Origin of the sequence: Streptomyces sp. G5(2025), assembly GCF_049542075.1 — a bacterium.
In the GTDB taxonomy this organism is placed as follows: domain Bacteria; phylum Actinomycetota; class Actinomycetes; order Streptomycetales; family Streptomycetaceae; genus Streptomyces.
In genome coordinates, this window is record NZ_JBMUZT010000006.1 from 309,808 (window position 1) to 335,272 (window position 25,465).

Genomic DNA, 25,465 nt, shown 5'->3' on the forward strand with positions numbered 1-25,465 from the left:
TCCACGGCGGGTCGTCCGGTGTCAGAACCGGAATACGTGGCCCGTGTCGACGTCCATCGCACAGGCGTTCGGGTAAGTCTTCCGCCATACGACCAGCCGACCTTCGTGGGTCCCGATCGCGGTCGCCGTGACCGGTTCGAACTCCTTGGTGCACGCGTGCGGGTCGTCGGCGAGGGCGCCGAAGTCCGCCTTGGCCCGGTGGATCGCCTCGCACGCCTTGGCCGCCTGCGGGTGGTGGCCCCTCGGCCGGGGCTCGCAGCGCAGCGTCACGCCGCGGACCCAGGAGTTCTCGGCGCCCGAGACGGTGAGGAAGAACCCGCGCTCCCGCGTGGGGGCCTCCGCGGCATGGACGGGGACGGCCGTGCCGAGAGCGATCAGCGCGGCGGCTGCGACGGTGAACGGACGCATTGCGGAACCTCCGGGGTGGGTGTCGGTCGGGCTGAGTGACGGTGACGTGCCGTGACGGTGGCGTTCTGTGGCGGTGTCGTTCTGTGGCGTTCTGTGGTCGATGGCGTCGATCCGCGGTGCCGGGTGCCGGGCACGTCGGGGCGAGGCCAGCGGACCTCCCGTCCGCGCCGGGCGTCGAGCCGCCTCGCCGGTGAGTCGCCCGCGTGTGGCGCGGAAGAGCCCGAACGGGCTCTCGCGTCCGCGTCGCCGATTGGCTACTGTGCGTCGGCACCGGGATCAGGGGAAGGCGGCCGCCATGTTCTATCTACTGCTCAAGTACGTGATCCTCGGCCCACTGCTGCGGTTGATGTTCCGGCCCAGAATCGAGGGGCTGGAGCATGTGCCGGAGTCCGGCGCGGCCATCGTCGCGGGCAACCACCTTTCGTTCTCGGACCACTTCCTGATGCCCGCGATCATCAAGCGCCGGATCACCTTCCTCGCGAAGGCCGAGTACTTCACCGGCCCGGGTCTCAAGGGCCGTCTCACGGCCGCCTTCTTCCGCAGCGCCGGGCAGATCCCCGTCGACCGTTCCGGCAAGGAGGCGGGGCAGGCCGCGATCCGCGAGGGACTGTGCGTCCTGCGCAAGGGGGAACTGCTCGGCATCTATCCGGAGGGCACGCGCTCCCACGACGGGCGGCTGTACAAGGGCAAGGTCGGCGTCGCCGCGATGGCGCTCAAGGCGGAGGTGCCGGTGATCCCCTGCGCGATGATCGGCACCTTCGAGGCGCAGCCGCCGGGCCAGAAGGTGCCGAACTTCCGGCGCGTGACGATCCGCTTCGGCGAGCCCCTCGACTTCTCCCGCTACTACGGCATGGACGGCGAGAAGGCGGTCCTGCGGGCCGTCACCGACGAAATCATGTACGCGATCCTCGGGCTCTCCGGGCAGGAGTACGTCGACAAGTACGCGGCCGTCGTGAAGGCGGAGGAGGCCGAGCGCGCGGCGGCCGGCGCCAAGGAGTCCCGGAGGTTCCCGCGGATCCCGCTGAGCTGACCCGAGGCGTCCCCTCCTCGACACGTCGGTGCGACACTCTGCCAGGAGCAGATTGTTCCCCACCGGGCCGGGGCCGCCACGTACGGTCCCCCCATGAAGAACGCAGTGGTGATCGGCGCGACGGGACAGACCGGGCGCGTGGTGGTACGGGCTCTCGCCGAGGACGGCTGGGCGGTGACGGCGGTCTCGCGGACCGGCGGGCGCGACAAGCAGTGGCCCGATGACGTACGCGAGGCGCGGCTCGACCGGGACGACGACGCGGCGCTGGCGAAGGTGGTCGGCGACGGCGTGGAGCTGGTGGTCGACACGGTCGCCTTCCACCGGGGGCACGCCCGGCAGTACGTGGCGCTCGCCGACCGGATCGGGTCGGCCGTGGTGCTCTCCAGCGCAGCGGTGTACGAGGACGGGCGGGGCCGCAGCTTCGACACCCAGGACGAGCCGGACGGCTTCCCCGAGTATCTCGTGCCGCTCCCCGAGACCCAGCCGACCGTCGCGCCCGGCGACACGACGTACGGCACCCGCAAGGCCGCCCTGGAGCAGGAGCTCCTCGCGCTCGGCGAGCGGTTGCCGGTGACGCTGCTGCGGGCCGGGGCGATCCACGGGCCGGGCTGCCGCACGCCGCGTGAGCTGTACTTCGTGAAGCGGAACGTGGACGGCAGGCGGGTACGGGTGCTCGCCTACGGCGGGCGCAGCCGCTTCCATCCGGTGAGCGTGCACACCCTCGCGGAGCTGGTGCGCCTGGCGGCGATCCGGCCGGGCTCCCGGGCGCTGAACGCGGGAGACCCCGCGGCGCCGACCGTCGCGGAGATCGGCGCCGCCGTGGACGCGGTGATGGGCGTAGAGACGAGGACGGTACTGGTGGAGGGCGACCCTCCGGGGCGTGGCGTCGGCCTCACCCCGTGGTCCTCGAAGCACCCTGTCGTGTTCGACATGACCGCGGCGGAGCGGGAGTTGGGCTACCGCCCGGTGACGACGTACGCCGACTCCCTCGCGGAGACGGTCCATTGGCTCGTCGACCGGCTGGACGGCCGGGACTGGCGGGAGGCGTTCCCGAAGATGGCCGCGAACTATGATCCCAACGTCGATCTCTTCGACTACGCAGCGGAAGACGCCTGGTTGGCGCGGCGGGAGGAATAAGTGAGCGAGCAGCACGCCCAGTACACGAAGCTGGTGGCACTGCTGGAGGAGCGGGGGCGGCCTACCGGGTCATCGAGCACGAGCCGGAGGGCGCCACGGAGGCGGTGAGCGCACTGCGCGGGAACACCCTGGAACAGGCCGCCAAGTGCATCGTCGTGATGGTGAAGATCGGCAAGAAGACCAAGCGGTACGTCCTCGCCGTGGTGCCGGGCGACCGGCGCGTCGATCTCAACGCGTTGAAGGCGCTGCTCGGCGGTACGTACGCCGGCTTCGCGACGCAGGAGGTGGCGGAGCGGCTCTCGGGGAGCGTGAGCGGGACGATCCTGCCGTTCTCGTTCGACCCGGAGCTGGAACTCGTCGTTGATCCGGCCCTGTTGGAGCATGACGAGATCTTCTTCAACGCGGCGCGGCTGGACCGCTCGCTGGCGCTGCGGACGGCGGACTACCGGGAGATCGCCTCGCCTCGGATCGAGACGATCTCCCAATAGGGGCGCGGCGGGCGGCTGTTACGGCTTCGGCGTGGCGTGCGGGCCGCACGTCACGTCGGAGGCGTCGAGCTTGCCGAACAACAGGTAGGCGTCGACACGGTCGTTGAGGCACGGGTTCGCGATGTTGGTGATGCCGTGCGAACCGGCGTCCTTCTCCGTGACCAGGCGCGAGCCCTTGAGCCGCTTGTGCAGTTCGAGGGCGCCGGGGTACGGCGTGGCCGCGTCCCGGGTGGCCTGGACGAGCAGCGTGGGCGGCAGGCCCTTGCGGCTCTCGATCTCCAGTGGGCGCTGCTGCTTGCTCGACCAGGTCGCGCACGGCAGGTTCATCCAGGCGTTGCCCCAGGTGAAGAAGGGGCTCGTCCGGTGGATGCGGGTGTTGTCGCGGTCCCACTTCGACCAGCTGCGCGGCCACTTGGCGTCCGCGCACTCGACGGCGGTGTAGACGGCGTTGCCGTTCTCCTGGGCGGCGTTGCCGGCCTTGTCCGCCAGGTCGGGGCTCGCCGCGTCGATGAGGGGCTTGGGATCACCGGCGGCGTACTTGCTCCAGTTCGTGGCGATCTCGACCCAGTAGGAGTCGTAGTACGGCGCGTTCTGGAAGTAGGAGTGCAGCTCGGCCGGGCCGACGACGCCGTCGAGCGGCTGCTTCTTCGCGGTGGCGCGCAGCTTGTCCCACTGCGCGCGGACCTCGTCGTAGGTGTCGCCGAGGTGGAAGGCGGCGTCGTTCTTCGCGACCCAGGTCATCCAGTCGATGAGGCGCTTCTCGAAGGCGACGTCCTGGTCGAGGTTGACCTCGTACCAGATCTTGTCCGTGCGCGGGTTGACCACGGAGTCGAAGACCATGCGGCGTACGTGTGTCGGGAAGAGGGTGCTGTAGACGGCGCCCAGGTACGTGCCGTAGGAGACGCCGAGGAAGTTCAGCTTCTTCTCGCCGAGGGCGGCGCGGATGACGTCGAGGTCGCGGGCGGTGTTCGGCGTCGTCATGTGGGGCAGCAGCGCGCCGCTGCGCTCCTGGCAGCCGTCCGCGTACGCGGCGGCCAGCTTGCGCTGGACGCGTTTGTCCGCCTCGCTGTCGGGGACCGGGTCCAGCTTGGGTGCCTTCACGAACTCCTGCGGGTCGACGCAGGACACGGGCGCCGAGTGGCCGACGCCGCGCGGCTCGAAGCCCACGAAGTCGTACGCCTTCGCGGTCTTCTCCCACAGCTTGCTCTTGGTGACGACGCGGCGCGGGAAGCGGAGGCCGGAGGCGCCGGGGCCGCCCGGGTTGTAGACGAGGGCGCCTTGACGCTCCTCCTTGGTGCCTGTGTTGCCGATGCGGTCGACGGCGAGCTTGATCTTCTTGCCGTTCGGCTCGGCGTAGTCGAGCGGGACGGTGACCCAGCCGCACTGGATGGGCTTCTCCAGATTCCAGTCGGCCGGGCAGTCGCGCCAGTCGACGCCGGCCTTGGCGGCCCGCTGGGCGGCGAGCGCGACGCCTCGGGCCTCGCGGTCCTTGCCGGACGGGGCGCTCGCGTCGGGTGCCGCACTACCCGCCCGCGCGCCGGCACTCGCCGTCGGCACCGCCATCGCGCCCGCGATCAGCATCGCGATGACCAGGGCGCCGGCGGATCCGCGCACCGCCGACCGCCTGGTCCCTCGGGTCCGTATCAAGTGAGGCCTCCCGCACACGAATTCGAGCACATTCGATCAGTGCGAGGATCCTTACGTCTGCGGGGCCCTGCCGACAGAGACGACGTGTCTTCTTTACCAATCCGATAAACGGTGCGGTCTGCCCGGCAATGGCGAACCTCAAGGCGGCGCGGGCCTCTTGTCCCGCCATTCGGCGAGGTACGCCTCGGCGAGCTGACGGTCCGATTCCAGCGCGCGCCGCAGGAATCGCTCCCCTTGTGCGTCCTGGCCCTGTGACAGGGCCGAGACGCCGAGGTGGACGAGCGCGCACACATTGTCCGCGTCGGCCGCCCGGTGAACGAGTTCCTCCCCTTCGTCCGTGCGTCCCGCGAGGATGGTCAGAGCGCCGAGGCAGTACAGCGCCTCGCTGCTTCCGGCCTCTGCCGCCCGGCGATAGCGGGTCAGGGCACGTGCTCTGTGGCCCGCCTTCTCCGCGAGATCCGCCAGCTTCAGCAGCGCGTCCGCGTCCCCCTCTTCCCCGGCCGGACGCCATACCTCCTCGGCCTCCTCCCAGCGGCCCAGTCGCTCCAAGGCCAGGCCGAGGTTGTGCAGGCCGTACCGGTCGCCCGCGTCGATCGCGGCCCGGTAGGCGGTCACCGCGGCCCGGTGGCGGCCCTGGCGGCCATGGAGGTTCCCGAGGTTGAACCAGGCTCGGGTGTCTCCCGCGTCGCCGCCGCACTCGAACGCCGTGCACGCCTCCTCGTACCGGCTCTCCTGGTTGAGGAGATTGCCCAGGTTCAGCCAGAGGTCTGTCCGCCCGGCGGCGATGCCCTCCCGGTAGACGCGCCGTGCCTCGGCCGGGCGTCCCATGCTCGCCAGCAGCAGGCCGAGTGCGCCGCAGGCGTCCAGGTCGCCGGAGGCCATGACGTCGCGGTAGGTGTCGACCGCCTCTTCGAGGTGCCCGGCCTCCGCCAGGTACGCGGCCAAGTCGTGGGCCGCTTCGGGCACTCCTTGAGCGACAGCCTGTCGGGTGGCCGCCACCGCGCCGTCCATGTCACCGCTCTCCGCCCGGAGGTGCCCGACAAGGGCCCAGGCCTCATGCGCGCCCGCTTCCACGGCACGGAGAGCCGTCTCGTACGCGTCACAGGGCCGTCCGGTCCTCGCGTACACGATCGCGAGGTTGCACAGTCCCCCGGCCCGGGTCCGCGGCACCTGAGCCGCCTCGCGGCAGGCCGCTTCCGCCTCGGCGTATCGGCCCTGCCGCAGGAGCAGGACGCCGAGGTTCACCCGTGCGTCGGGAACCCCGGCGTCGGCCAGGGCGGTCCACAGGTATGTGGCGATGCCGGGCGCCTTGTCGTGCGCGTTGAGGGCGATCGTGAACGCCTCACGGATGTCGCCGGTGTTCGCCAGCGCGTCGAACCACACCAGGGGATGCACACCCGGGGACCCGGCGTCGTCGCACAGCGCATCGGCCAGGCCGCCGTACGGCTGCCACTGGCCGGGAGACATCTGGTTCAGCAGAGCGATGGTGTGGCGCGCGGGCTGGGCGGCCCAGGCGAAGGCGTCATCCTGGTCCACACGGTCCACACGGTCCGCAGGGTTCACAGGGTCCGCCGGGCCCTCCGGGGCCACCAGGTCCAACCCGTCACCGCCGCGGTCGACGAGGTGGAACCGGTGGACGTCGATGAGGAGTTGACGCGGATACGGGCCGGCGAGTCCGGCACGGGCGAGGTCGACGGCGGCCGCGACGAGAGCGGCGCCGCGCGGGTTCCCCCGGCACGCCAGCCGCTCTCCCACCGGTCCCGCAGCGCGGGGCCCGCCGCGAGGTACTCCGCGACCGGGGCCCGCACATACCGCGTCGCCTCCCGTACCCGCCGGTCCTCGCTCAGCCGTGCCCGCGCCAGCTCGGACGGCGTCCACCGGCGTGCGAGCCGGATGGGTGGCGCGTAGTTGAGGACGCGCGCTCCCCGGCTGTCGTGGAGCAGGCGGTAAAGGACACGTCCGCGGGACGCGGTGAGCGCTTCGTACGACTGGATGTCGAGGGTGGCCACGACAGGGAATCGCGCACGGACGAGTTCACCGAGCACCTCGACGCACAAGCCGTCCGGAACGAGGAAGCGCTCCAGGTCGTCCAGCCAGATGACGGGCGCGCGGCTCACGGGAGGGCGGGGGCGGTCGGTGAGCAGCGCCAGATGGCTCGGCGCACGCGGGGCGAGCACCCGCCGGTCGGCGGCCTCGGTACGAACTGCTTCGAAGGCGGCCCGCGTCGCACCTGCGGCGCCCTCCCCTACGAGACACACGAAACCGCCCCGGTCAAGCGCTTCCCGTAGCAGGGCCCGGAGGATGACGTCCATGTCGCGAGGCACATAGGGCGGCAGTGCGGGTCCGTCACGGTAGGTGTACGTGCGGTGCACGCCCGCTTCGGACGGCTCCCAGTCACGTACCGGCAGCCATCGTGCGGGGTCGTCGAGGTAGCCGGGCCCGGCTAAGGGGATGTCGCCGTACACGTGCTGGTCGACGTACATGTGGCGGGCGTGGCCCACGGTGACGGAGGGGTGTCCGCCGGCCCGGCTCGGCCGTGCGCCGGGCCCTACGGCGTCACAGGGCCCGGCGTCGTAGGGTCCGGCGGGACACCGAGATGCACCGTGCCCACCTGGTAGGCGGCGACCGAACCGTCTCCCGCGCTGATGTTCATATCCCGGCCGGCGCCTGCCCACCGGCCGCCCTCGGCCGGGTCCGTCGTGGCGCGCGGGACGAGGGCGATCAGTACCCGCAGTTCCTGTTCGGCGGCGGAACGTTCGTCATCGGGGAGGGCCCCGAGGAAGTCCTCGAACCTGGTCCGCCAGGCGTGAGCCGGATTCGCCCGCCCCGCTCCGGGGTCGTCGGCCACCGGCCGGGCATCGAGGTCGGCCGCGGTCCGGTCCAGCCGGGCCAGCGTGCCCGCGTCCGTCTCGCCGCGCCCGAAGAGCCGGGCCACACCGGTCCGGACCGCCGCCCACGCGTCCGTTCCGATCGCCTGCACGACGGCCCCGCCGCCCATCGCGGCCAGGGCCGCCCATGACTCACTCAACACCAAATCCCACCCCAGGTACGGCAGTTGGGCAGCCCGCGAGCTGACACCCCCATGGAAGCACGCACGTCCGGGGGTCCGCAGGCTTCTGCCCTTGCCGGGAACAGCCTGCCCGGTCGGCGCTGTTGCACCAAGACGTATTTCTTTCCGTAGGAGGACTGCTTCATGACTGACCGGCCTTTGACGCTGATGGCAGTACACGCCCACCCCGACGACGAGGCCACCGGAACCGGAGGGGTCCTCGCGCGGTACGCGGCTGAGGGCGTGCGCACGGTTCTCGTGACGTGTACCGACGGCGGTTGCGGGGACGGGCCGGGGGGTATGAAGCCGGGCGAGCCGGGACACGATCCGGCGGCCGTCGCCCTGCTGCGCCGTCGAGAACTGGAGGCGAGCTGTGAAGTCCTGAAGGTCAGCGACCTGGAGACGCTGGACTATGCCGATTCCGGGATGATGGGCTGGCCGAGCAACGACGCCCCCGGATCCTTCTGGCGGACCCCCGTGGAGGAGGGCGCCGCCCGCCTCGCGGACCTCATGCGGCACTACCGACCCGATGTGGTCGTCACGTACGACGAGAACGGCTTCTACGGCCACCCGGATCACATCCAGGCCCACCGCATCACGATGGCGGCGCTGGAGATGACCTCGCTGACGCCGAAGGTGTACTGGACGACGATGCCCCGCTCGGGGGTGCGGCGGTTCGGGGAGGTCATGCGTGAGTTCCATGAGGACATGCCGGAGCCGGATCCCGCCGAGGCCGCCGCGCTGGCCGAGATCGGTCTCCCCGACGATGAGGTCACCACGTGGGTGGACACCACCGCGTTCAGCGCTCAGAAGTTCGACGCGCTGGCCGCGCACGCCAGTCAGGGCGAGAACATCTTCTTCCTCAAGATGGGCGAGGAGATATTCGCCGAGTTGATGGGCATGGAGACCTTCGTACGCGTCCAGGACGTGACCGGCGCGGCCGTACCCGAGAACGATCTCTTCGCCGGACTGCGCTGATCCGCCCGTCCGGCCGGGGACGGCATCGGTCAGCGGACGTCACGGAGTCATCGCGCCCGGTCTGTGGGGGGGCCGGGGGCGGGGCTGTCACGGGTAGTTCCACCGTGACGCGGAGCCCCCCGGCCGGGCGCGGGGTGAGGGTGAGGGTCCCGTCGTGTGCCTGAGTGATGGTCTTGACGATGGCCAGGCCGAGACCGGCGCCCGCGTGGTCGGTGTGCACGCGTTCGGTGCCGCGCCGGAACGGTTCGACGAGTGTCGAGGTCAGCTCCGCGGTGACCTGCTCACCGGTGTTCTCGACGGTGAGCACCGCGGCCCCGGGGCGGACGGCGGTCTTGACCCACACGGTGCCCTGTGCGGGGAGGTTGTGGACGATCGCGTTGTGCACGAGGTTCGTCGTCAGCTGCGACAGGAGCGCCGGCGATCCGGTCGTGGGGGTGAACTCGCCGACGGTCTCGACGGTGACGTCACGCCCTTCCGCGAGGGGAAGGAGTGTTTCGGTGGCTTCTTCCGCCAGGAGGGACAGGTCGACGGGTTCTCGGGTGAAGGCCCGCTGGTCGGCGCGGCTGAGCAGGAGCAGCGCCTCGGTGAGGTCGATGGCTCGGGTGTTGACGGCGTGGAGGCGGTCGACGAGTTCGCGGGTGACGCGGTCCGGATCGGTGCGCGCCACGTCGAGAAGGGTCTTCGAGATGGCCAGCGGGGTGCGCAGTTCGTGCGAGGCGTTGGCTGCGAACCTCCGCTGTTCGGCGACGTGCGCTTCGAGCCGTGCGAGCATCGCGTCGAAGGCGTCGGCGAGTTCGCGGAACTCGTCCTTGCGGCCCGGCAGCCGGATGCGGTGGGAGAGCGATTCGCTCGTGGCCATGCGCGTGGCGTGGGTGATGCGGGTCAGGGGGGCGAGCATGCGGCCGGCGAGAAGCCACCCTCCCAGGAGACCGAAGACCAGCAGGAACGCCAGTACGGTGGCTGCGGTCGGAGCGAAGGCGCGCAGAACAGGCAGGCGGTAGCCGGGGTGGAAAACGAGCCCGACGTGGGGCACACGCGTCAGGAACACCCAACCCGCCACGAGCAGCAGGACGCCGGCGAGCATGACGAATCCGGCGTAGCTGAGGGTGAGTTTGAGGCGAACGCTCAGCCCGGGTGCCCTATCCACGGTCCGCTCCCCCGTTCGCGGCCGGTGGTGGCGGCGTGTCGATGCGGTAGCCGACGCCCGGCACCGTGGCGATGGCCCAGGGTTCGCCGAGCCGTTTGCGCAGGGCCGAGACGGTGATGCGTACGGCGTTGGTGAACGGGTCGGCGTTCTCGTCCCACGCGCGTTCGAGGAGTTCTTCGGCGCTGACGACGCCTCCTTCGGCGGCGACGAGGACTTCGAGCACGGCGAACTGTTTCCTGGTCAGTGCCACGTAGCGGCCGTCCCGGTAGACCTCTCTGCGGAACGGATCCACTCGCAGGCCCGCGATCTCTCGTACGGGGGGCCTGTTGTGGGCGCGTCTGCGGTCGAGGGCTCTGAGCCTCATCACGAGCTCTTGGAGCTCGAAGGGTTTGGTGAGGTAGTCGTCGGCGCCGAGTTCGAAGCCGGTGGCCTTGTCGTCGAGACGGTCGGCCGCGGTGAGCATGAGGATCGGCATGCCGCTGCCGGAGGCGACGATGCGTCGGGCGACCTCGTCGCCGGACGGCCCTGGGATGTCGCGGTCGAGGACGGCGATGTCGTAGGTGTGGAGGCTCAGCAGCTCCAGAGCGGTCCCGCCGTCACCCGCGATGTCCGCCGCGATCGCTGCCAGGCGCAGGCCGTCGCGGACGGCTTCCGCCATATAGGGCTCGTCCTCGACGATCAGCACGCGCATGCTCCGAGGCTACGAGTCCGCGCATATCGTCGGCATATCGAAAACCGCATACGTGCCGGCAACGCGCCGCCGTCTTGGCTGGCGGTATGCAGCCAACCCATCCCTCAGCGCGAATGAGGGCCCGGCGGATCCGGTGGCTCGCGGTGGTCGGCCTGATGGCCGTCACAGCGGTGATCGTCACCGTCCTCGGGTACCTCGTACCCCACTCCTCGTCCACCTCGGCCTCCCCTGCCGCGTCCCTGCACGCTCCACGCGGCGCGCCGCGTGGAATGCCCGGCGAGGCCGACGGTGTCGTTCCCGACGGCGCGACGGTCTTCGACGACTCGATTCCGGCCGTGGCCAACCTCGATCCAGGCCTGCTCAAGGCTCTCCGCCGGGCGGCAGAGGCCGCAGCGGACGACGGCGTCGAGTTCTCCGTCAACAGCGGCTGGCGTTCCCCGGCGTACCAGAACCGGCTTCTTCGCAAGGCGGTGGCCACGTACGGCTCCGAGGAGGAGGCCGCCCGATGGGTGGCCACCGCGGCGACGTCCCCTCACGTGTCGGGGGACGCGGTCGACATCGGGCCCTCGCGGGCGACGGCGTGGCTGTCCCGACACGGTGCCGGCCACGGCCTGTGCCAGATCTACGAGAACGAACCCTGGCACTACGAACTGCGCTCCGAGGCGATCGATGACAGGTGCCCGCGGATCTACGCCGATCCCACCCAGGACCCGAGGATGCGGCGGTGACCGGCGCTGAAGACAGGGAGCGAGGACAGACGATGGTGCGGGCGGGGGCGACGGGGATGACAGGGATGACGGAGACGGCGGACGCGGCGGACACAGCGGAGGCCGGGCATCCGGAGGCGGACCGCCGGGGAACCGGCTCCGGTCGTGCCTGGCGCGCGGCCGTCCGCCGGGCGTCCGCATCCGGCTTTCGGCCGGGGCCGTGGAAGCGCGGGCCGGTGCTCGCGGTGCTGGCACTGCTGCTGGGCCTGGTCCTGCTGCTGCACGGACGGATCACGGACCGCGGGGGCCTCGGCAGTCTGGTGGAGACGTTCCTGCCGTGGCTCGGCCTGTGCGTCCCGGTGCTGCTGGCCGGGGCACTGTGGCGCCGCTCCGCCTCCGCGGTGGTCGCGCTGCTGCTGCCGGCCGTCGTGTGGCTGAACCTGTTCGGCGGGCTGCTCGGCGACAAGTCCCGGTCGGGCGGTGACCTCACCGTGGTCAGCCACAACGTCGGCGCCGAGAATCCCGACCCCGTCGGGACCGCCGGCGACCTGGCCGCCTCAGGCGCGGACGTGCTGGCGCTGGAGGAGATCAGCGCGCGGGCGAAGCCGCTGTACGAGAAGGCTCTGGCGAAGGCCTACCCGCACCACACGGTGCAGGGCACGGTCGGGGTGTGGAGCAAGCTGCCGCTGTCGGACACCGAGCCGGTCGACATCGAGCAGGACGTCGGGCCGCTGGGGGACGCCAAGCCCGCCGAGGCCAAGATGGCCTACACCCGGGCGCTGCGGACCACGGTGGCCACTGACCAGGGACCGCTGTCGGTGTACGTGGCCCACCTGGGCTCCGTACGCGTACATCCCAGGGGCGGCTTTTCGACGGAGTCGCGGGACAGGAACGCCCAGGCGCTCGGCGAGGCCCTGGCCGCCGAGCCGAACGAGCGGGTGGTGCTGCTCGGTGACCTGAACGGCACCCTGGACGACCGTGCGCTCGGCGGCATCACCTCGCGCATGGACTCGGTCCAGGACGAGGCCGGGGGCGGCTTCGGCTTCAGCTGGCCGGCGACGTTCCCGGTGGCGCGGATCGACCAGATACTGGTCCGCGGCGTGCGGCCGGAGAGCGCGTGGGTGCTGTCGGCCACCGGCAGCGATCATCTGCCGGTGGCGGCCGGAATCAGCTGGTGAACGCCCACCGGGCCACGGGCCGAGCGGGATAAGCAGAGATAAGCGGAGATAAAAGGGATAATTCGTCGGAGGCCGAGACCGAGGCGGAAAGCAGTGGCCGCGGCGGAAGCAGAAGCAGGGGCGATGGCAGGGAGCGACAGTGATCCGTGTTCTTCTCGTCGAGGAAAACGGGCTGCTGCGCGAAGCAATCGCCGCCCTCCTGACCCGCGAGGACGACATCGAGGTCGTGGCGGAGCCCGGGGGCGACGGGCTGGTCCTCGCGCGAGCGCTGTCGTACCGCCCGGATGTGGTCGTCATCGACCTCGACGGCCGCCACGACGAGGCGCTCGCCACGGCGAGCGAGATGTGCGAGCGCCTCCCGGAGTGCCGCACCCTGTTGGTGGCGGGGGCGCCGACGCTCGAACGGCTGCGCACGGTGCTGGCTCTGCGGCCGCCCGGGCTCATCGGCAAGGACGGGCCTCCCGACCGGCTCGTCGAAGGTATCCGCAAGGTGGTCGGCGGGCAGCGCTACATCGCCCCCGAGCTGGCGCCGCTGGTGCTCGACGCGGTGGAGACTCCCCTTACGCCGCGTGAACGGGAAGTCCTGCGGCTCGCCGCCGAAGGCGCGCCGACACGCGAGATCGCCGACCGGCTGGCGCTGTCCGTGGGAACCGTCCGCAACCACCTCTCGGCGATCACCCGCAAGGTCGCCGCCCGCAACCGCGTCGACGCGATCAGGATCGCCCGGGGCTCCGGCTGGCTGTGACGTTCGAGCCCGGGAGGGAGCGCGTGGCCTGCGAGGACTCCGTCACCTCCCAGTGCCCGACGAGGTCCCGGTAGAGGGCGGAGCCCGCCATCAGCTCGTCATGTGTCCCAAGGGCGGTGCCCGTACCGTCCAGCACCAGGACGCGATCGGCCCGCAGTGCCGAGCTGATCCGGTGCGCGCATACGAAGAGCGTGCCCGGACGGCGGGCGAAGGCCTCCTCCGCGCGAGCCTCCGAGGCCGGGTCGAGATGGCAGGTCGCCTCGTCCAGCAGGATCAGCCTCGCAGGGGGGAGGTAGGAGCGGACGAGGGCCACCAACTGGCGTTCCCCGGCCGACAGCTCCCGTGGATCGGCGGGCATGTCGTAGCCGCCCAGCCGTTCCACGAGCGGCCGGGCGCCGACCGCGTCCACCGCCGCGTCCACCTCCGCCGGCGTGGCATCGGGCGCCAGGTAGGCGAGGTTCTCCCACAGCGTGCCGACGAAGACGTAGGCCTCCTGCGGGATCAGCACGCGGTACCGGGCGAGTGTGCCGGTGCCGAGGTCCTGGAGGGGTACGCCGTCCAGCCGGATCCGCCCGGCCCGCGGTTCGAGCACCCCCGCCACCAGTGCGGCGAGCGTCGACTTCCCCGCGCCGCTCGGCCCCACGACGGCCAGGTGCTCACCCGGCCGCAGCACGAGGTCGAGTCTGTCGATCACCGGCTCGGCGGAGCGGGCGTAGCCGAACGTGACGCCGCGCAGCTCCACCCCGCCGGAGCCGCCCGGCGATGCTGTGCCCGGGCGGGCCCGTTCTCCGTCCGGCGCGCCGGTCGTGTCCGGCGTGCTCCCCTCGGCCGCTTCCGCGATCCGCGAAAGGGTGACCAGCAGCCACAGCCCGCTCCCGCCGAGCACCTGGACGAGCCCCTGCAAGGCCGGCTGGAGGCCCCGCGACACGTACGTCACCGCGCCCAGGATCGCCCCCGCCGACACTCCGCGCTGCACCAGCCATGGCGCTCCCGCCAGGATGAGGACGAGGGGCAGCCACCCGCCGATGCCCAGGGACGCCGTCCGTACCGCCGTCACCCGTGCCAGCGCCCGGGTGGCCTTCGCCGCCGCGTCGATCCGCTCACCGGCCCGCCGCTGTGCGAGGTCCTCGGCCCCGCACGCCGCCACGTCCCGCAGCCCACCCGTCACCGCGCCCGCGGACTCCGCGATCCGCTCGTCGGCCAGCACCACGTCCCGCTGCCGCCCGGCCATGGCCCTCAGCGCCCCCACGAACAGCGCCAGCCCCAGGAGCAGGGGCGGCAGTACGAACACGAGCAGGACCGGGTCCAGGGCGGCCAGGCCGAGCAGCACGCCCGCCGCGGTGACGACGAAGCCCTGCACGAACATGACGACCGCGCCGTACGCCTCCCGGGCGATCTCGACATGCTCGGTGAGGCGCGCCACGCCGCCCGTGTCGGCGGGGCGTCCCGCCTGTGCGGAACGGTTCAGGGCGCCGGACGTCACGAGGGTGACCAGCTCGTCGCGGAGGGGTTCCACCACGGCGGAGAGCCCGAGCGTGACGCGCCGCGTCGCCCAGGCGCCCACCATGACGGCCCCGGCCAGCGCCACCAGCCAGGCGAGGCCCTGCCCGGTCCGGCCGGCGAGGAAGCCGTCGTCCACGGCGCGGGCGACCATCCACCCGGAGAGGGAGGCGGGGACCGCCTGCACCAGCGACCACCCCGTGAGGCGCAGGAACTCACCACGCCGCCGGCGCAGCGACTCCCGCAGCAGCCCACCCGCCCCGCCGCTCACACCCGCCCCCCGGCACCGGAACCCGCCCTCGCGGTGTCCGTCCCCGACGGCTCGGGCTGGAAAGCGGCCCGGTACCCCGGGTCCGCCCACAGATCGCGGTGGCGGCCCTGCTCGCGTACGCCGCCCGCGTCCAGCCAGACGACGAGGTCCGCCCGGGCCGCGGTGGACGCGCGGTGGGTGACCACCAGGCGGGTGCGGCCCGCCAGGGCGCCCGTGCCGGTGAGGACGCGGCTGATGTGGTGTTCGGTCACGGTGTCGAGGCTCGCGGCGACGTCGTCCAGTACCAGCACCCGCCCGCTCCGCCCCGACTGGACGAACGCCCGTGCCAGCCCCACCCGTTGTGCCTCGCCGCCCGAGATCGGGGCGTCGGCGAGCCGCGTCCCGTACCCCTCGGGCATCCGCCGGATGAACGCGTCGGCCCGCGCCGCGGCGGCCGCCCGCGTCACCTCGTCCGGTCCGGCGGGTGCCGGTCCGAATCCGATCGCGTCGGCGAAGGTCTCGCCGAGCAGGACCGGCCGCTCGAACCCGTAGGCGACCGCGTGCCGCAGCGCGTACCGGTCGAGCCGGTGCAGCGGAGCGCCGTCCAGCAGCACCTCGCCCTCGTCCGGGTCGAGGAGGCGCCCGCCCAGGGCGGCCAGCACGGACTTGCCGGATCCGGAACGTCCGGCGACCGCGACCAGGGACCCCGCCGGGACGGTCAGCCACAGGTTCTCCAGTACGGCCGCGCCGTCCGGCCCCCGTACCGTGACGCCCCGGAACTCCAGCTTCCCGGGTCCTTCGGGGAGCGGTTCGCCGCCGTACGTCATGGGCGGTTCGGCGAGCACCTCGGCGACGCGGCCCGCTGTCCCCCGCGCCAGGGCGAGCCGGTTCGCGGACGCCACCAGCGAGCTGACGCCGGTGGCCAGGACCACGTACTCGGCGGCCGCGAGCATCTGCCCCGGGGTGATCCGTCCGCGCGCCAGCTCCCCACCCGCGACGGCGAGCACGGCGACCTCCAGCAGGGGGATGGCCAAGGCCTCCCGTGACGAGACCCGCGCGAGGGCGCCCCACATCCCGTATCCGTGCCGGCGCAGTTCCGGCAGCGGACCGAGCACGCGCCGCACCTCGCGGTCCACGGTTCCGGCCGCCGTGATCGTCCGGATGCCGGACAGGGCGTCCACGAGTCGGGCGGCGACCTGGCCCTGCACGTCGTAGTAGCGCTCGTTGATGCCGGAGGCGTCACGGATGAAGGTGCGCACCACGGCCAGCACGACGGGCAGCCCCACCAGGAAGGTGAGGCAGAGCCACGGGTCGATCAGCGCGAGCGCCACGATCGCGCCGAGCGGGGGCACGAGGTCCATGAGGGCCCAGACGAGCGTCGACGCGACCTGTCCGGTGCGGGCGGAGTTGCCCACGAGCCGGCTCACCAGGTCCCCGGCCGTGAACCGGCGCGCGGCCCGGGGGCCCAGGCGGAGTACGTGCTTGAGCAGGGTGTGACGCAGCCACGCGGTGGAACGCGCCTCGGCCATCTTGCCCATGAAGTCGTCCAGCGTGTCGGCCACCATCAGCACGCCGATCGCCGCGCCGCTCAAGGTCAGCCACAGGGCGAAGTCGCCGTCGTCGAGCACGGCGTCGACCGTACGGCCCATCAGAGCGGGCAGCACGGTGTAGACGCCCGCGAGCAGCAGTGAGACGGCCACCATGGCGGCCACCCAGGGCCCGCCCGCCCGCGTCGCCGCCAGCAGCAGCCGGTCCGCGGCAGGCCGACCCGCGGGGCGCGGGCCCGCGGCGCGTCGGTCCATGGACGCCTCCCGGTACGGACGCAGAAGTACGGACACAGAAAGGGGGCGGGGACGCGCTCGACGCCCCCGCCCCGGCGGGTGTCAACAGATGAGCAGGCTGTACCTGCTCGCGCCGCTGCACTGCTTGCTGGCCCGGCTGCCGGGCGGCGGTGAAGCGCTGTCCGGCAGGTCCATGCCTTGCAGGTCGAGGATCGTCATGTCCTGTCACCTCCTTTCCGCTGTTACTTGTCCGGGGACGGCAGTTGTCCGAGGAAGGGCAGTTGTACGGGGGCGTCGTGCAGGGCGGCGCCGAGCGCCAGCAGCACCCCGGCGCTGCCCGAGCCCAGGTCCAGGGAGAGCCGCAGCAACTCCTCGCCAGGGAAGACGAGGTGACCCCGGTGGACCACGGCGTACCGCGCCAGCCGTCGGATGTGTTCGGCGACCACCGGATCGCACCGGGCCGCGGTTCCCGCGGGGTGTGCGCGGCTGAGGTACAGGATCATCCCGGCCAGACCGTGGAAGAGGCCCGGTTCGATGTAGAACCCGCCCTCGGCGGCCCGGCGGATCGCCGCCGAGGCCGTACGGAACCGGTCGTCCTCCCGGTGGCCGAGGTAGTCGTCGAGGACGAGTCCGATGCCCACGCTTCCGTCGGCGAGGTAGGGCATCGTCCGCCAGCCCTCGTTGACCTCCATCTCGCCCTCCTCGCGTACGACGCACCGGCGCAGGTCCTGCCGGAGGGCCGTGGCGGCCAGGTCGAGGAACGCGGGGTCGCCCGTGTGTTCGTACCACCGCAGGAGGAGCAGCGCGGGCCCGGCCGAACCGCGCATCAGGCCGGCGTAGGGGTGGAGGCCGCCGCTGACCTCCGGTACGGAGTCGGCCGGTCCCAGGCGGGCGGCCACGGCGTCCACCGCGTCCCGGGCCGCGTCGTGCAGGGCGGGGTCCCCGGTGGCCGACGCGAAGTGCAGGAGGTTCAGACCGATGCCCGACAACCCGCCCTGGAGGTCGAGGCCGAGTTCCTTCCAGCGTTCGCCCGCGCACTGGTCCAGGATTTTCAGCGCCTCACGCCGGTGGCCGAGGTGGTGGAGTACGTACGCGACGCCGTGCAGGCCGTCGTAGAACCCGAGGCGGGTTCCCTGCTCGGGGTGCAGTGCCCGCCGGATCAGCCACTCCTCGTGGTCGGCATGGCGGCCGGCACCGGTCACGTCGAGCGCGTACAGCACGCCGGCCGCGCCGTACGCGATGCCGAGGCCGCCGCCCGGCGTGGCGAACTGCTCGATGTCGCCGGGGAAGAGCCGGTCGTCCCGCTCGGGCGTGGCCTCCGCGAGGATGCCGTCGGCCAGTGACTGCCGGACCTCCGCCCAGCCTTCGGCGTCGGGCCGGATCCGGGGCTCCGCACGCGTGTCCCCGTCGGCGCCGGTGATGGTCCGTACCGCCGTGTCGAAGAAGCCGTCGGGGACCGGGAACGTGCGCGCCGCCTCCCGGGCGAGCTGTCCCGCCTTGCCGGGGTCGATGGAGAACAGGGAGGTCAGCGGCATGAAGAGAAAGAGCTTGAGGCAGGCCAGGGCGTAGTCGTCGACGGCGGTGCCACGCCGTTCGGGCGGTGCGGTGAATCCCAGGGCGCCGAGGGACTGCGCCCGCTCCTGCGACACGTCCGCCGCGCCCTCGAAGTCGATCAGCACCACGCCGCCGTCCGGGCGGACGATGATGTTCGACGGCTGGAGGTCACCGATGACCACACCGCGTTCGTGGATCCGCGTGACGGCCCGCTCCACGCGGTCGTGGACTCCGATGGCCCACGACGTGTAGTCCGCCGTCACCGCCTCGTCGGCGCCCAGCCGGGTCAGGGGGTAGCGCTCCACGAAGAGGTGGTTGAGTTCCTTGCCCTCGACGAACTCCTCGACCAGGAAGTGGTGCTCCCCCATCACGAAGTGATCGCGCAGTGCCGGTACGCAGTCGAGGCCGCTCAATCGCTCCAGGGTCTCCCGTTCGCGGGCCAGCCTGGCCACCGCGTCCCGGCCGTCCGCGGTGAGGCCCGCGTACGGCCGGGCCTCCTTCAGCACCACGCGCTCGCCGGTGCGCGCGTCCTCACCGGCGTACAAGCCGCCGCTGTTGGAGAAGTGCAGGGCGCTCTTGAGGCGGTACGGCAGGTCGGCGACCCGCGCGCCGCCCCGCGCCGCCAGGTGGGGGGCGAGGAAACCGGGCAACTCGACCCACTCGGGCACCTGGAAGGTCGGCCCCCGGACGTCCGGCACCAGCCGGCCGTCACCGTCCTCGATCGCGAGTTCGACCGTCCCGGCGGGTGAGACGCAGTAGCGCTCGGCGAAGGCCCCGTACCGCACGTACAGCGGCCCTTCGCCCCAGCGCAGGTCGCTCAGGATGTACGGGCCCGGCCCCGCGAGGACCGTGCCGAGTTCGGTGAGGACCCGCTCCAGCTGCTCCTCGCCGGCGGGGTAGATCGTCACGAACTTGCCGCTCGCTCCCCGGTGCGCGTATTTGGCGTTGGCGAGCAGCAGCTCGTCCTTGCCGGGCAGGAACTTGAAGGGGATGCGGCGCGGGACGCAGTGGTCCCAGACGTCGGTGAGGATGTGCGCCGCGTTGTCGAGACACGCCGAAACGTGGATCTTCCAGCCCTGGCGGGGAAGTTCGGCTCCCTCGGGACGGAGCACCACCCAGTCCTCGAGTTCGGAGCGCCGCCACGTGTCCGGAGCCGGACGCCGGGCCTGCGCGAAGGTGGTCTCTCCACCACGGGCGCGGGCCGGGGTGTCGTAGAAATGCGCGTCCATGAGGCAGTAGACCTCGTAGCGCTTGTCCACTGGTGGCCTTCCCCTTCCGGGGCGGGTAAGCCCCTGAAGCGGTTGTGTCGCGCGTGCGGCGCCGGGGCGGGGGGAAAGGTCGCTTCCGCACTCGCCGGAGCACCGCTTACCTGCGACTCTCCCAGAATTCTCCGGTGCGGAACACCACTCACTGTCACGCGATACCCGTGAAAATCACACGGCGGTGCCGTGACGTGGGAGAATCGTGACACCTCGCGATGGCGGGCGGTGTCCGGGAGCGGTACAGCCGTCGGCCCGAGCAGGCCGCACATCCGCTCGTAGGGTATGAACCATGGCAGCGACAGAAGACACCTCCGCACCCGGCCCTTCCCGGCTCTACGCACACCTGCCACTGGAGGAGGCGGCGTGGCGCTGTCAGGTGGGTTGGATGCGTCCGGAAGACCTGCCGATGGCCGCCGCCGAGGCGCTCGCGGCAGGGTTGGACGGTCCGACGCTCGTCGAGCTGGCCGGCATGCCGTGCAACGCGGACCCGCGGGACATCCGCGACGCGTTCGAGCAGGCTCTCCCGGAAGTGGGCATCGCGCTGCCCGATCACGGCCAGGCTCAGCGTCACGCGCTTCGCGCGCTGGCCGTGAGGTTCGTCGCCGGGGAGACAGGTCTTGCCGAGCTGGCGTCGGACGGCTGGTGGCAGACGGAGGTCGAGAGCGCGGAGGAACGGGCGTTCGTGGCGCTGCTCCCGCCCTGCACGTGTTGCCTCGAATACACGCTGGGGCTCGACGAAGAGGAGTGGCGGACCCGACTACGGTCCGCCGCCTTCGCCCTGGCCTCCCGCCCCGTGGTCAGACCTCGATGACGCCCGCCCGCTCCCAAGGGCTCGGCCCCGTGCCGTCGCGCCAGGCTTCCAGGGCCTCGCCGTCGACGCAGACTATGCCGCACTGCTGCGCGTAATCCAGGGCGGGAGCGGTGAAGTCGCTCGTCGTGACGAGTGCGGCCACGTCGGCCTCGTGGACGGTGAAGCAGGTCCCTCCGAAGCGTTGCAGGTCCTGCGAGCCGACCCGGTTGCCTTCGCCGTAACGCTTGCACTGGATGACGATCCGCCGCCCGTCGGCGGTCAACGCTATGACGTCCGCCCCCAAGTCGCATGCTCCTCCGACGACTTGCACGTCGTGGCACGCGTCGCGGGAGCACAGTTCCGCTATGGCCTCCTCGAAGCCGTCGGGATCGAGCGCGGCGTAGTCATAGGCGGGCTCGTAGGCGTTGTCGCAGGCATGCTCGTAGGCGTTGTCGCAGGCGAGCGGCGGGTCGAGGAGCGCGGTCGCCTCCTCGCCGCCCGGCGCCGGCCTCGCCTCGCCCTCCGCCGCGCCGAGGCTGTCGGACGCCTGCTCCGCCGCCTCCTCCAGGACCTCGGCGGCGCGCCGCGCGTACCTCGCGGCGGAGAAGCGGCGCCACCTGGACCGGCACAGCGGGACGGTGGCGAGCGCCACCACGAGGAGTACACCGGCCCACAGCGGGCGGCTCTCGACGATGTTCGCCGCGGTGCGGACCAGGAACACGATGACGCACAGGAGGATCGCGAGCAGGACGAAGAACAGGGCGTTCGCGCGCAGGTCGAAGCGCTCGAAGCGCCCACGGGCCACGCGTGGCGCCGGGCGTGAGGGTACGGTCATTCCGTACGCGTGCCCTGGAACCCCGCCCTCAAAAGATCATCGCCGGAGGCGGCGCAGAGGGGACCCGATACCGCCTACGTCGGATCGCTCAGGTCCACGTCGGCGTGGAACATATTGTGGTCCGAGAACCGCGTCAGCCGCACACCGTGTCCGACCGGGGCGATGTCCCGCAGGAAGATGTAGTCGAACTTGCTGTACCAGTCGGTGGTCACCTCGCAGGTGCCCTCAGCGGTGTCCGAGGCACGGCACTGAGGGTCGGCGTCCGCGGCCACCGCCCACATCTCGGCGAGTTCCGGGGCCTGCGGCACGGCGTTGAAGTCACCGAGAACGATCGCGCGGTCGTGCCGGGCGACGACCGCGGCGAGTACGCCGGCCTGTTCCGCGCGGACATCTTCCTGGCGCCGTTGGGCGAGGTGGGTGTTGAAGACGCGGACGGACCGGCCGTCCACAGTGGTGGTGACCGCCATGTATCCGCGGTCCTCGGATCCGCCGTCGGGGTATTCCACGCTCACCCGGTCCGTCATCGGTGCCGCCGAGAGGATGGCCTGGCCGAAGCCGCCCGGCCGCCACGGCAGTCCACCGCAGCGGCTCCAGCTGCGGAGAACCGACCCGTACTCGACGTGGTAGACCAGCCCGTACTGGTACTCCAGATGGTCCCGGATCCTCTTGACGTCCCGCACGCACGCTTCTTGCATGCCGATGACCTGGGGCGCGTACGTGGCGATGTCCGCCGCACGGCCGAGGTTCTGCCCGCTTTCGTTGCAGGGGTTGCAGATGTTCCACGTCATGACCCGGTTCGGCACGACATCCTCGGGGGCGCCGGCGGGCAGCGGCCTGGTGAAGAGGGTGCCCTTCGGCGCGCTGGGACCGACGAGCGTCATGCAGGCCACGATCAGGGCGCCCGCGAACCATCGCGCGCCTCTTCCGGTCACCATCGCCTCCTCGAAGTGGAGACACATCGCATCACATGGCGCCTCCCCGCACGAGGTTATGGGGACGGGGCGCCGCCATGGCAACGGCCCCTCGGTGAAGTCCGATTTCCCCGAATCCGATACGCCGTTGGCAGTGATCGGCACAATGTGTTCCCGGCCCGGTCGCGGTGGCCCGCGCCAGGACCGTCGCCCTTGTCCATCGAGAGAGGCACTTATCAGTGAGCAGTGAACCGGCAGATCTCCGCGACATAGACACGTCCCTCCCGCACAGCGCACGCGTCTGGAACTACTGGCTGGGCGGCAAGGACCATTACGCAGCCGACCAGCAGGCCGGTGACGCGTATAAGGAGAAGTTTCCGCTGATCGTCCCGATGGCCCGGGAGTCACGCGACGTGCTGCGCCGCTCCGTGACCTGGATGGCGCGGCAAGGCGTCAAGCAGTTCCTGGACGTGGGCGCCGGGCTGCCCACGGCCAACAACACCCACGAGATCGCTCAGCGCATAGCGCCGGACAGCCGGGTGGTCTATGTGGACCACGACCCGATCGTCCTCATGCATGTCGACACACTTCTCCAGAGCTCCCCCGAAGGCGCGACGGACTATGTCCTGGCGGACATGCGCGACACCGACACGATTCTTCGGGGCGCGGCGAAAACGCTGGACATGTCCCGGCCCATCGGTCTCGTGATCAATGACGTACTGGGCCATATCGACCCGTGGGAAGACGTGTTGACTCTGGTGCGCGGGCTGGTGGCAGGTCTTCCCTCGGGGAGTTACGTCTCATTGACCCATTCCGATGCCGATGACGAACTGCACCGCAGCGTGCAGGAGGAATACAACAACTCCGGTGCGATTCCCTACATTCTGCGCGGCCCGGAGCAGACGGTCTCCCTTTTCGACGGCCTTGAACTCGTCGATCCCGGCTTCGTTCCGTGGCCGAAGTGGAAGCCGGACGCGGCCATGCCGGGATCACTGACCCTGCGGGCCGGATGGGTCGGCGTGGCGCGGGTCCCGTGACGTCACGCGAGGAGATCGCGCAAGGCCTCGTCCAGCGTGCGGCGCACTCGCAGGGCGTCCGGAGCGACGGCGGTGACCAGGACGCCGGGTCCCGCCAGCGGTGTGAGCGCCGCCCACTCCCCCAGCGGCGCGGGCTTGGGTCTGCGCTGCTCGAACTCCGGTCGTACGACGATGAGTTGCCCCACGGCACGGTGCCCCGCGAGGACCGCGGGGCCGTCCCAGCCACCCGGGGCTCCGGGACCGCACGACAGTTCCTGGTCGAGCAGGAGCGTGCCCGCGCGGCGCACGGTGAGGCGGCTGGTCAGGCGGCCGGAAGCCTCGCCGGTCCGGCCGAGCACCTGCTCCTCGCGCAGCACGAGGCGGGCCCCCGCGGCGAGATCCGCGCGCGTCGTGACCCGCAGCTCACTGTCGCGCACGGAGATCAACTGCTCCGGCAGCCAGTGCAGTTCGGCGTCCTCGGCCACGGAGACGCGTACGTCGTAGCGCGCCGGCTCCCTGTCCTGGCCGGGCAGTGCGAGGGTCGCCGCGGCCGTGGTGATGTGCAGCGCGGAGCCCGCGTGCGCGGTGGCCTCGACGGTGAGGTGGTCGCCGCCGAGGGGGCCGCTCATCGCGCCGACCAGCGTGACGCGCGCCGCCGGGCCGGTCGAGCGGGTGCGGCGCAGGGCGAGCGGGCCCTCCCCGTCGAGCACGGGCAGGGCGGTGCCGCCACGGCCGTCCGCGCGGGCCTCGATACGGGCGGTGGCCCGCAGACCGGCACCGCCCCTCGATGCCGTGCCGCTCCGGAGGCCCCGCACACCGGCCCGGAGGCCCCGCGTACCGCCTCGCAGGCCGTGCGTGTCGTCCTGTGGAGCGAGGTCGACCGTCACGCCGACGCGGTCCATGCCGTGTACTGCTCGCGCACCCAGGCGGCGACCGGCCCGACACCCTCGTCGGACCGCAACGACTGGAAGATGACCGGGAGTTCGGCGCGCTGTGCCTTGGCGTCCGCGGCCATCCGGGCGAGGTCGGAGCCGACGTACGGGGCGAGGTCGGTCTTGTTGACGACGAGGAGGTCGGCGGTGGTGACGCCGGGGCCGCCCTTGCGCGGGATGTCGTCGCCGCCCGCGACGTCGATGACGAAGATCTGCGCGTCGATGAGCCCCTTGGAGAAGGTGGCGGTGAGGTTGTCGCCGCCGGACTCGACGAGGATCAGGTCGAGCGGCCCGACCTCGTCCTCCAGGTCCTCCACGGCCTCCAGGTTGGCGGAGATGTCGTCACGGATCGCGGTGTGCGGGCAGGCGCCGGTCTCCACGGCGGTGATCCGCTCGGGCGGCAGGACGGCCTCGCGGAGCAGGAACTCCGCGTCCTCGCGGGTGTAGATGTCGTTGGTGACGACGGCCAGGGAGAGCTGGTCGCGCAGCGCGTGGCACAGGGCGGCGACGGTCGCGGTCTTGCCGGAACCGACGGGGCCACCGAGTCCGATGCGCAGCGCGCGGCGGCGTCCGTCGGGGCGGACGGCGTCGGCGCTGACCGCTGCGGGGCCGTCGTGGGAGTGGTCGAGGTGCATGGATGACTCCAATGGTCGGGGCCCGTTCAGCCCGTCCGGCGTTTGAGGACGAGGCCGTCAGGCCGATGGGGGCCTGGGGGCGGAGCCCCCAGGGCGGTGCTGTGCTACGACGCGAACAACCGCACCGGCCACGCCGCGTGCGCCTCCGCGCCGATCTCCAGGAGCGGGGCCGAAGCCGCGGGCAGCGCGTCGACGCCCTCGGCGGCGGTGCGTTCCGCCGCCTCGACCGCGTCCCGCGCGACCCGGTCGAGATCGGGGGCGAGCCGCGCCAGGACCGCCGTGGCGTCGAAGGGGTCGAGGCTCAGCAGCCGGACCGTGGCGGTCGCCGGGCCGCTGACTCCTTCGTACGCCGAGCAGTACGCGGCGTCGTCGGGGCCGAGGCCGGCGGCGCGGGCGGTGAGTCCGAGGACGACCGGCTGATGGGCGCCCTTGGGGAACTGCCGGGCCAGGGCGTCGAGTTCGGGGTGCGGCCAGGTGGCGCGGGCGGCCCGCATCAACTGCCGCCCGAGCCGCCGCGCCGCCGTCCGCAGGGCGGGCGAGGGGGTGCGGGCGTCGGCCGCCTCGTCCAGGGCGATCGGGTCCACGCCGAGTGCGGCGGCCGCCGCGAGGGCCGCCGCCGCCAGGCCGCTGGTGTGGAGCCGCCCTCGGCAGAAGGCCTCCAGACTCGCGGCCCCGGTGATCCGGCCCGCCTTGACGGCCGCTTCGGCCCCGCCGGAGTGGGCGTGCCCGCCGGCGGGGAAGCGGCCGTCGGCCAGGACGAGGAGCGCTGCGCGTGACATGTGATCGTCGCCGGA

Annotated in this window: 24 protein-coding genes and 1 pseudogene; 9 read left to right on the plus strand and 16 right to left on the minus strand. The window is 71.9% G+C overall.

The features are described 5' to 3' along the window. Nucleotides 1-21 precede the first annotated feature (21 nt). On the minus strand, nt 22-408 hold the full coding sequence (locus tag ACOBQB_RS12110) for an SSI family serine proteinase inhibitor (protein ID WP_423591317.1): 387 nt from the start codon (nt 406-408) through the stop codon (nt 22-24). A 295-nt stretch (nt 409-703) separates the two neighbouring features. Here ACOBQB_RS12110 and ACOBQB_RS12115 point away from each other — a divergent pair, with 295 nt between their 5' ends. The 3 genes and pseudogenes from ACOBQB_RS12115 to ACOBQB_RS12125 all read left to right on the plus strand — a co-directional run bounded on the left by ACOBQB_RS12115 (nt 704) and on the right by ACOBQB_RS12125 (nt 3,063). Beyond that, nucleotides 704-1,438, plus strand: coding sequence for a lysophospholipid acyltransferase family protein (locus ACOBQB_RS12115; RefSeq protein WP_423591319.1), 735 nt, complete (start codon nt 704-706; stop codon nt 1,436-1,438). Between the two features lie 93 nt (nt 1,439-1,531). Then, entirely contained in the window at nt 1,532-2,575 is a 1,044-nt protein-coding gene (locus ACOBQB_RS12120; RefSeq protein WP_423591320.1) for an NAD-dependent epimerase/dehydratase family protein, read from the plus strand. Further along, nucleotides 2,576-3,063 (plus strand): annotated as a pseudogene (locus ACOBQB_RS12125) (YbaK/EbsC family protein). 18 nt (nt 3,064-3,081) lie between these two features. On the opposite strand, the gene ACOBQB_RS12130 reads toward ACOBQB_RS12125, so the two are convergent. From ACOBQB_RS12130 to ACOBQB_RS12145, 4 genes are all read right to left on the minus strand, one after another. Further along, nucleotides 3,082-4,644 (minus strand): alpha/beta hydrolase, encoded by a 1,563-nt coding sequence (locus ACOBQB_RS12130; protein WP_423598434.1) that lies wholly within the window; start codon nt 4,642-4,644, stop codon nt 3,082-3,084. A 204-nt stretch (nt 4,645-4,848) separates the two neighbouring features. After that, nucleotides 4,849-6,246: a tetratricopeptide repeat protein gene (locus tag ACOBQB_RS12135; protein WP_423591322.1), complete on the minus strand. Its 1,398-nt coding sequence runs from the start codon at nt 6,244-6,246 to the stop codon at nt 4,849-4,851. A 23-nt stretch (nt 6,247-6,269) separates the two neighbouring features. Then, on the minus strand, nt 6,270-7,193 hold the full coding sequence (locus ACOBQB_RS12140) for a hypothetical protein (protein ID WP_423591324.1): 924 nt from the start codon (nt 7,191-7,193) through the stop codon (nt 6,270-6,272). A 65-nt stretch (nt 7,194-7,258) separates the two neighbouring features. Continuing rightward, the gene (locus ACOBQB_RS12145) at nt 7,259-7,738 is read right to left on the minus strand and encodes a hypothetical protein (protein ID WP_423591326.1); all 480 of its coding nucleotides are present in this window, start codon (nt 7,736-7,738) and stop codon (nt 7,259-7,261) included. Between the two features lie 165 nt (nt 7,739-7,903). Between ACOBQB_RS12145 and ACOBQB_RS12150 the strand changes: the two genes are divergently transcribed. Further along, nucleotides 7,904-8,737, plus strand: a complete 834-nt coding sequence (locus tag ACOBQB_RS12150) for a PIG-L family deacetylase (protein ID WP_423591327.1) — start codon at nt 7,904-7,906, stop codon at nt 8,735-8,737. Here ACOBQB_RS12150 and ACOBQB_RS12155 read toward each other — a convergent pair. Together ACOBQB_RS12155 and ACOBQB_RS12160 are read right to left on the minus strand one after the other, a co-directional pair. Further along, nucleotides 8,622-9,884, minus strand: a complete 1,263-nt coding sequence (locus tag ACOBQB_RS12155) for a sensor histidine kinase (protein WP_423591329.1) — start codon at nt 9,882-9,884, stop codon at nt 8,622-8,624. The genes ACOBQB_RS12150 and ACOBQB_RS12155 overlap by 116 nt on opposite strands. Then, nucleotides 9,877-10,575: a response regulator transcription factor gene (locus tag ACOBQB_RS12160; RefSeq protein WP_423591331.1), complete on the minus strand. Its 699-nt coding sequence runs from the start codon at nt 10,573-10,575 to the stop codon at nt 9,877-9,879. Before ACOBQB_RS12160 ends, ACOBQB_RS12155 begins: the two co-directional genes overlap by 8 nt. Before the next feature lie 155 nt (nt 10,576-10,730). On the opposite strand from ACOBQB_RS12160, the gene ACOBQB_RS12165 reads away from it, so the two are divergent. The 3 genes from ACOBQB_RS12165 to ACOBQB_RS12175 all read left to right on the plus strand — a co-directional run bounded on the left by ACOBQB_RS12165 (nt 10,731) and on the right by ACOBQB_RS12175 (nt 13,205). Beyond that, nucleotides 10,731-11,303: a M15 family metallopeptidase gene (locus ACOBQB_RS12165; protein ID WP_423591332.1), complete on the plus strand. Its 573-nt coding sequence runs from the start codon at nt 10,731-10,733 to the stop codon at nt 11,301-11,303. 65 nt (nt 11,304-11,368) lie between these two features. Beyond that, a complete protein-coding gene (locus ACOBQB_RS12170) occupies nt 11,369-12,460 on the plus strand; it encodes an endonuclease/exonuclease/phosphatase family protein (RefSeq protein WP_423598436.1) in 1,092 nt (363 codons plus the stop codon). Between the two features lie 139 nt (nt 12,461-12,599). Next, complete coding sequence (locus ACOBQB_RS12175; protein WP_423591334.1) at nt 12,600-13,205, plus strand: response regulator transcription factor; 606 nt, start codon at nt 12,600-12,602, stop codon at nt 13,203-13,205. Here the strand turns inward: ACOBQB_RS12175 and ACOBQB_RS12180 are convergent. From ACOBQB_RS12180 to lanKC, 4 genes are all read right to left on the minus strand, one after another. Next, entirely contained in the window at nt 13,174-14,976 is a 1,803-nt protein-coding gene (locus ACOBQB_RS12180) for an ABC transporter ATP-binding protein (protein WP_423591335.1), read from the minus strand. The genes ACOBQB_RS12175 and ACOBQB_RS12180 overlap by 32 nt on opposite strands. Beyond that, entirely contained in the window at nt 14,973-16,757 is a 1,785-nt protein-coding gene (locus tag ACOBQB_RS12185) for an ABC transporter ATP-binding protein (RefSeq protein ID WP_423591337.1), read from the minus strand. The genes ACOBQB_RS12180 and ACOBQB_RS12185 overlap by 4 nt, the downstream gene beginning before the upstream one ends. Nucleotides 16,758-16,838: 81 nt before the next feature. After that, nucleotides 16,839-16,955, minus strand: a complete 117-nt coding sequence (locus ACOBQB_RS12190) for a SapB/AmfS family lanthipeptide (RefSeq protein ID WP_423591338.1) — start codon at nt 16,953-16,955, stop codon at nt 16,839-16,841. A 23-nt stretch (nt 16,956-16,978) separates the two neighbouring features. Next, on the minus strand, nt 16,979-19,549 hold the full coding sequence (gene lanKC, locus ACOBQB_RS12195; protein WP_423591339.1) for a class III lanthionine synthetase LanKC: 2,571 nt from the start codon (nt 19,547-19,549) through the stop codon (nt 16,979-16,981). A gap of 292 nt (nt 19,550-19,841) precedes the next feature. On the opposite strand from lanKC, the gene ACOBQB_RS12200 reads away from it, so the two are divergent. Continuing rightward, nucleotides 19,842-20,363, plus strand: coding sequence for a hypothetical protein (locus tag ACOBQB_RS12200; RefSeq protein WP_423591341.1), 522 nt, complete (start codon nt 19,842-19,844; stop codon nt 20,361-20,363). Here the strand turns inward: ACOBQB_RS12200 and ACOBQB_RS12205 are convergent. After that, nucleotides 20,350-21,177: a restriction endonuclease gene (locus ACOBQB_RS12205; RefSeq protein ID WP_423591343.1), complete on the minus strand. Its 828-nt coding sequence runs from the start codon at nt 21,175-21,177 to the stop codon at nt 20,350-20,352. The genes ACOBQB_RS12200 and ACOBQB_RS12205 overlap by 14 nt on opposite strands. Nucleotides 21,178-21,251: 74 nt before the next feature. Further along, nucleotides 21,252-22,112, minus strand: coding sequence for an endonuclease/exonuclease/phosphatase family protein (locus tag ACOBQB_RS12210; RefSeq protein WP_423591345.1), 861 nt, complete (start codon nt 22,110-22,112; stop codon nt 21,252-21,254). A 215-nt stretch (nt 22,113-22,327) separates the two neighbouring features. On the opposite strand from ACOBQB_RS12210, the gene ACOBQB_RS12215 reads away from it, so the two are divergent. Then, nucleotides 22,328-23,125 (plus strand): SAM-dependent methyltransferase, encoded by a 798-nt coding sequence (locus tag ACOBQB_RS12215; RefSeq protein ID WP_423591346.1) that lies wholly within the window; start codon nt 22,328-22,330, stop codon nt 23,123-23,125. A gap of 2 nt (nt 23,126-23,127) precedes the next feature. On the opposite strand, the gene ACOBQB_RS12220 is transcribed toward ACOBQB_RS12215, so the two are convergent. The 3 genes from ACOBQB_RS12220 to ACOBQB_RS12230 form a co-directional block, all read right to left on the minus strand. Continuing rightward, the gene (locus tag ACOBQB_RS12220; RefSeq protein ID WP_423591348.1) at nt 23,128-24,006 is read right to left on the minus strand and encodes an urease accessory protein UreD; all 879 of its coding nucleotides are present in this window, start codon (nt 24,004-24,006) and stop codon (nt 23,128-23,130) included. Continuing rightward, nucleotides 23,988-24,671, minus strand: coding sequence for an urease accessory protein UreG (gene ureG, locus ACOBQB_RS12225; RefSeq protein WP_423591350.1), 684 nt, complete (start codon nt 24,669-24,671; stop codon nt 23,988-23,990). Before ureG ends, ACOBQB_RS12220 begins: the two co-directional genes overlap by 19 nt. Nucleotides 24,672-24,775: 104 nt before the next feature. After that, nucleotides 24,776-25,450, minus strand: a complete 675-nt coding sequence (locus ACOBQB_RS12230; RefSeq protein ID WP_423591351.1) for an urease accessory protein UreF — start codon at nt 25,448-25,450, stop codon at nt 24,776-24,778. Between the last annotated feature and the right edge of the window lie 15 nt (nt 25,451-25,465).

Excerpts from the sequence above, each read along its gene's own strand:
- ACOBQB_RS12170 (WP_423598436.1), top strand. The coding sequence starts at position 11,369 with ATGACGGAGACGGCGGACGCGGCGGACACAGCGGAGGCCGGGCATCCG.
- ACOBQB_RS12150 (WP_423591327.1), top strand. The coding sequence starts at position 7,904 with ATGACTGACCGGCCTTTGACGCTGATGGCAGTACACGCCCACCCCGAC.
- ACOBQB_RS12140 (WP_423591324.1), bottom strand. The coding sequence starts at position 7,193 with ATGTACGTCGACCAGCACGTGTACGGCGACATCCCCTTAGCCGGGCCC.
- ACOBQB_RS12160 (WP_423591331.1), bottom strand. The coding sequence starts at position 10,575 with ATGCGCGTGCTGATCGTCGAGGACGAGCCCTATATGGCGGAAGCCGTC.
- ACOBQB_RS12115 (WP_423591319.1), top strand. The coding sequence starts at position 704 with ATGTTCTATCTACTGCTCAAGTACGTGATCCTCGGCCCACTGCTGCGG.
- ACOBQB_RS12165 (WP_423591332.1), top strand. The coding sequence starts at position 10,731 with ATGGCCGTCACAGCGGTGATCGTCACCGTCCTCGGGTACCTCGTACCC.
- ACOBQB_RS12110 (WP_423591317.1), bottom strand. The coding sequence starts at position 408 with ATGCGTCCGTTCACCGTCGCAGCCGCCGCGCTGATCGCTCTCGGCACG.
- ACOBQB_RS12210 (WP_423591345.1), bottom strand. The coding sequence starts at position 22,112 with ATGGTGACCGGAAGAGGCGCGCGATGGTTCGCGGGCGCCCTGATCGTG.
- ACOBQB_RS12190 (WP_423591338.1), bottom strand. The coding sequence starts at position 16,955 with ATGACGATCCTCGACCTGCAAGGCATGGACCTGCCGGACAGCGCTTCA.
- ACOBQB_RS12120 (WP_423591320.1), top strand. The coding sequence starts at position 1,532 with ATGAAGAACGCAGTGGTGATCGGCGCGACGGGACAGACCGGGCGCGTG.
- ACOBQB_RS12130 (WP_423598434.1), bottom strand. The coding sequence starts at position 4,644 with ATGCTGATCGCGGGCGCGATGGCGGTGCCGACGGCGAGTGCCGGCGCG.
- ACOBQB_RS12200 (WP_423591341.1), top strand. The coding sequence starts at position 19,842 with ATGGCAGCGACAGAAGACACCTCCGCACCCGGCCCTTCCCGGCTCTAC.
- ACOBQB_RS12185 (WP_423591337.1), bottom strand. The coding sequence starts at position 16,757 with ATGGACCGACGCGCCGCGGGCCCGCGCCCCGCGGGTCGGCCTGCCGCG.
- ACOBQB_RS12205 (WP_423591343.1), bottom strand. The coding sequence starts at position 21,177 with ATGACCGTACCCTCACGCCCGGCGCCACGCGTGGCCCGTGGGCGCTTC.
- ACOBQB_RS12230 (WP_423591351.1), bottom strand. The coding sequence starts at position 25,450 with ATGTCACGCGCAGCGCTCCTCGTCCTGGCCGACGGCCGCTTCCCCGCC.
- ACOBQB_RS12220 (WP_423591348.1), bottom strand. The coding sequence starts at position 24,006 with ATGGACCGCGTCGGCGTGACGGTCGACCTCGCTCCACAGGACGACACG.
- ureG (WP_423591350.1), bottom strand. The coding sequence starts at position 24,671 with ATGCACCTCGACCACTCCCACGACGGCCCCGCAGCGGTCAGCGCCGAC.